At 77.7% G+C, this 1,321-nt stretch carries 1 pseudogene; it reads left to right on the forward strand.

Features of this window, described 5'->3' with window-relative positions:
- A pseudogene (locus tag AB0J39_RS39580) lies at positions 1–1,130 on the forward strand (hypothetical protein); the annotation flags it as partial.
- Between the last annotated feature and the right edge of the window lie 191 nt (positions 1,131–1,321).

Genomic DNA, 1,321 nt, shown 5'->3' on the forward strand with positions numbered 1-1,321 from the left:
GGCAGGAGCCCGCCGCGAACGCTGCGGCGGCCGTCGACGAGACCACCACCGCCGGACCGGCGTCCCACCCGCAGGAGCCCGCCGCGAGCGCGGCCCCGGACGCGGCCCCGGACGCAGGCGCCACCACGACGCCATCCGTTGTCGCGGGCACACCGGCGGACACGCAGGAGGCCGCGCGCCTCGCCACGCCTGCGGACGCGTCGTCCGCCGAGAACTCCTCGACGCCCACCGGCGCCGCGACGACCACGGGCACCACAACCGCGGGCACCACGACGGTCGGCACCACGACGGTCGGCACTGCGGCGGCGCTGGACCCCGTTGCGACCGGCACCGCGACGACGGACTCCGGGGCGACCGATTCCGGGGACGCGAATGTCGTGGCGGCAGAAGGCGGTGCCGGCGCAGCCGACGCGGCGGTCCCGGCCGCTCCCCTCGGCGCGGACGTGCCGGACGCGACCGACGCCCCCCGTGCGGCTGCCGAGGCCGAGCACCCGGCTGCGCCCGATGCGGGCACGGAGACCGGCACAGGCACAGGAAGCGGTACAGGCGTGGACGCGGGCACGGCCACGACCGCGGACACCGCCGGAGGCGGCGCCACGGACGCGGCGACACCGGCGGCCGCGGTCGCCGCCGCCGTCCCCGCACCCGCTCCACCCGCGGAGCCCGTAGCGGAGCCCGTCGTCCGTCCGACGGCAGACACCGCGACGAACGTGCCCGCGGAGTCCACAGCGGTGTCCTCCGCTGCCCCACCGGCAGCAGACACCGCGGCGAGCGTGCCCGCGGAGCCTGCGGCGGCCCCTTCCACTCCCGCCCCTGCCGCTCCGGCGGCGGAGGCGCAGCCGGCGGCCGCTCAGGCTCCGGCGCAGCCGCCCACGGAGGCACCACCCGCGCGGCAGGCTCCGGCTCCCGCTCCGGCTGCCCGTACGGGTGACTCCGGGAAGCGCGCGGGCGACGGGCCCAAGGACGGCGCGAAGGAGACACAGAAGGACGCCCCGAAGGACGCCAAGCCCGAGACGCCCGCTCCGCCCGTGCCGAAGCCGGCTCCCCCGCGTCCCCGCAAGTCGCGCGGCCGCCGGGCCTCTGTGCCGACCTGGGACGAGATCATGTTCGGCGCCCGTAAGCAGGACTGACCCCGCGGGACGCCGGGCCTTGAGGCCCGCTGAGCGGAGCCGGTGACGGCATCGGCCATGACGACCGGTGAGGGAAAGGCCGGCGGGGAGTTCGCGAACTCCCCGCCGGCCGTTCGCACGTCCGCGCGGATGCCCGGCAGCCCACCCCGGCGCACGCCCCCACGAAAACCAGAGATAGGAACAGCGTGGTG

Origin of the sequence: Microbispora sp. NPDC049633, from assembly GCF_040675265.1 — a bacterium.
Taxonomy (GTDB): Bacteria; Actinomycetota; Actinomycetes; order Streptosporangiales; family Streptosporangiaceae; genus Microbispora; species Microbispora maris.